The 3,321-nt window shown below is 70.6% G+C and carries 3 protein-coding genes; all 3 read right to left on the reverse strand.

Features of this window, described 5'->3' with window-relative positions:
• Positions 1 to 18: 18 nt before the first annotated feature.
• Positions 19 to 1,899, reverse strand: coding sequence for an AMP-dependent synthetase/ligase (locus tag ACWF94_RS37050; RefSeq protein ID WP_453499086.1), 1,881 nt, complete (start codon positions 1,897 to 1,899; stop codon positions 19 to 21).
• Positions 1,900 to 1,946: 47 nt separating this feature from the next.
• Complete coding sequence (locus ACWF94_RS37055) at positions 1,947 to 2,789, reverse strand: enoyl-CoA hydratase/isomerase family protein (RefSeq protein ID WP_453499082.1); 843 nt, start codon at positions 2,787 to 2,789, stop codon at positions 1,947 to 1,949.
• A 131-nt stretch (positions 2,790 to 2,920) separates the two neighbouring features.
• On the reverse strand, positions 2,921 to 3,321 hold a 401-nt coding region (locus ACWF94_RS37060; protein WP_453499084.1), incomplete at its 5' end, for a hypothetical protein.

Genomic DNA, 3,321 nt, shown 5'->3' on the forward strand with positions numbered 1-3,321 from the left:
CTCGGCGGCGGGGGTTCCTCAGCGGGCCGCGGCGGCCCCGCGGTCCTGCGGACGGACGTAGAGCGCCTCGATCTCCTCGGCGTACTTGTCGGTGACCACCTTGCGCCGCACCTTCATCGTGGCTGTCAGCTCGTCGCTGTTGGCCTCCCAGAACACGGGCAGGATGGTGAAGCCGCGGACCTGCTCCACCCGGGCCAGCCGGGCGTTGCCCCTGGTGACACCCTCTTCGACGGCGGCACGGACCTTCGGGTCCCGGGCGAGGGACTCCGGGCCGCCGCCGGCCAGCCCGTGGGCGGCGGTGAAGGCGCGGGCCTCCTCGGGGTCGAGGGTGATCAGGGCGGTCACATGGGGGCGGGTGTCGCCGATCGCGACGATGGACCCGATCAGCGGGCACTCCAGCTTGACGGAGTTCTCGATGTGCGAGGGCGCCATGTTCTTGCCGGACGAGTTGATGATCACGTCCTTCTTGCGGTCCACGATGCGCACATAGCCCTCGGCGTCGATGGTGGCGACGTCGCCGGTGTGGAGCCAGCCGTCCGCGTCGACGGCCTCGGCCGTCTTCTCCGGCTCGTTGCGGTAGCCGCGCATCACGCCCGGGCTGCGGAGCAGCAGTTCGCCGTCCTGGGCGAGCCGGACCTCCACACCGTGCCGGACCTGGCCCACGGTCCCCGGCCGCCGCTTGCCCGGCATGTTCGCCAGGCCCGCCGCCGCGGTCTCGGTCATGCCCCAGACCTCGCACAGCGGCACGCCCAGCGCCATGAAGAACTCCAGGGCCTCCGGTGCGATCGGGGCGCCGCCGGAGGTGGTCACCCACATCCTGTCGAGCCCGAACTCCTCGCGGATCGGCCGGAGAACCTGCTCGTCGGCGAGTGCCAGCCGCTCCTGCTCCGCCGGGGACAGCGTGGTGCCCGCCACCTCCGCGCGGGCCTGCGCGGTGCCCAGCCCAAGCGCGTCGTCGATCCGGTCCCTGTCCTCACTTGTCCGGGACTCCAGGGCGTGCTCGATCTGCGCTTTGATCTTGTACCAGATCATGGGCACGCCCATGAACCCGGTGGGGTGCACCTCCCGCAGGGCCTGGATCACCGTCTTGCCGTCGCGCACCGTGGTGACCATGGATCCGGTCGATATCGGGCCGTAGTGGGCGGACCAGCGATTGGCGAGGTTGGCGTCCGGGAGATACGAGACCATGCTGCCGCGGAGGTCGGAGCTGCCCGTGATCTCCGTCTGCGCGGTCATGTTGCCGCTCAGCGAGAAGAGGATGTTGCCGTGGGTCAGCTCCACGCCCTTCGGGGCGCCGGTGGTGCCCGAGGTGAAGATGAGGGTGAGCAGGTCGTCGGGGGTGACCGCCCGCCACGCGGCGTCGAAGTCGAAGTCCGAGTCGGAGGGCTCACGGGACTCGATGCCGGCCAGGCCGACGACACCCTCCGTGCGCTCGGTCTCGGCGTCACTCCCCGGCTCGGCGTCACCCTTCGTCTCGGCGTCCACGCAGACGACGGTCTCCACCCCGGTCCGCTCACCGGCCGCCCGGACCCTGTCGAGGAACTGCCCCTCGCAGACGACGACCTTGTTCTCCGCGACGGAGAACAGATGGGCGATCTGGTCGGCCGGATAGGTGTTGTAGATCGAGAACGACGCGGCCCCCAGGTGCATCAGCGCCGCGTCGACCAGGTGGAACTCAGGGCGGTTGGTGAGCATCAGGGCGACGGTGCTGCCCCGGCCCACGCCGAGCGAGGCGAACCCGGCCGCGATCCGGCGGATCCGCTGGTCGTACTGGCCCCAGGTGAGGGTCACCGCGCCGTCCGACGAGCGCAGCGCGATCTCGTCGGGGCCTGCGGCGACCGTGGCCTGGAAGACCTGGCAGAGGCTCGCCGCCTCCGCCACCTGTCCGGGCGACATCATGTCGGACACGTTCAGCCTTTCTCCGTTCGATGGCGTCTGACGCCGGGTCAGGCGGATGCCTCGGCCGCGGCTTCGGCGGCTCTGGCCTCCTTGGCGGCCTTCGCCTCCGCGTGCGCCTTGCGGAAGGCGTCGACCGCGAGCGCGTGGTCACCTGAGGCGAAGCACTCCTTCTCGGTGGCGAGGGCCGCGTCGAGAGTGAGGTTGGCGGTGTCGAGCCAGATCCGGTTCAGGGCCTGCTTGGTGCCCTGGATGGCGCGGACCGTGCCGCCGGCCAGCCGGGCCGCCAGGGCCCCCGCCTCGTCGAGCAGCCGCTCGGGCTCGACGACCCGGTTCACCAGTCCGATGCGCTCCGCCTCCGCGGCGGTGAGCTTGTCACCGGTCAGCAGGTACTCCTTGGCGCGCGCCATCCCGATCAGCCAGGGCCAGGCGATCAGGCCGCCGTCACCCGCCACGACGCCCACGGTCACATGCGGGTCGGAGATGATCGCGGTACGCGACATCATGGTGATGTCGCAGAGCAGCGCCAGGGTCGCCCCGAGGCCGACGGCCGGCCCGTTGATCGCCGCGATGACCGGCTGAGGGACCTCCAGCAGATCAGTGACGATCTTGCGGGCGTCCTTGAAGAAGGCATCGAGCGCCGGACCGGCCCCGGGGCGCGGGCCCTTCAGGACGTTGCCGCCCGCGGAGAAGGCTTTGCCCCGGCCCGTCAGCACCACGGCGCGGACGTCTTCGTCCGTGCGGATCTCCGCGAAGATCCGGGCCAGCTCGCTGTGCATCGGGATGTGGATCGCGTTGTACTCGTCGGGGCGGTTGAACTCCACCGTAAGGACGTGTCCGTCGCGTTGGAAGGTCAGGTACTCATAGCCGGAGTAGCGCTCGGTGTCGTTCATGCGGTCCTCTTCCAGAGAGCTGAGCCAAGCCGGTCGCTCGGGAGGTGTGACCGATCCGGGATAAACTTAGAACGATCTCGACCTGGCAATGAAGGAGTCAGATATGAAGATCGAGGCTAATCATGATTAACCTACGCGTCAATGGCGCGCTCAGTGACCGCTGCGGCCGGTGGTCGCCCCGGGGCACGCTGAGGCCGCTCGCGGGCGGGTCGGCCGCGGGCGCGGTCAGCGCTCGCGACCGGCCTCCGGCGCCGGGGGTCGGCGGTCTCCGCCCCGGTCGGAGGGTGCGCCGCCGCGAAGGCCGTGGCATCGCGCTCGGGCCTGATCAACCAGGTCGCGGCCAGTGCCCCGGCCACCAGGAGGGCTCCGACGCACAGGGAGGTGCCCACCCATTCGTCACCACGAAGGTGATCACCGGAGCGGCGACGAGCGGGCCGCAGGAGGCCCCGGCGACGTACGAACGAGGTCGGCAGCGTGCGCTTGGCGGCGGGGAACCAGCTGTGCGGGAGCGCATACGGCAACGGGCCCGGTC

The organism is Streptomyces sp. NPDC055078 (assembly GCF_053607985.1).

Excerpts from the sequence above, each read along its gene's own strand:
- ACWF94_RS37050 (WP_453499086.1), bottom strand. The coding sequence starts at position 1,899 with ATGATGTCGCCCGGACAGGTGGCGGAGGCGGCGAGCCTCTGCCAGGTC.
- ACWF94_RS37055 (WP_453499082.1), bottom strand. The coding sequence starts at position 2,789 with ATGAACGACACCGAGCGCTACTCCGGCTATGAGTACCTGACCTTCCAA.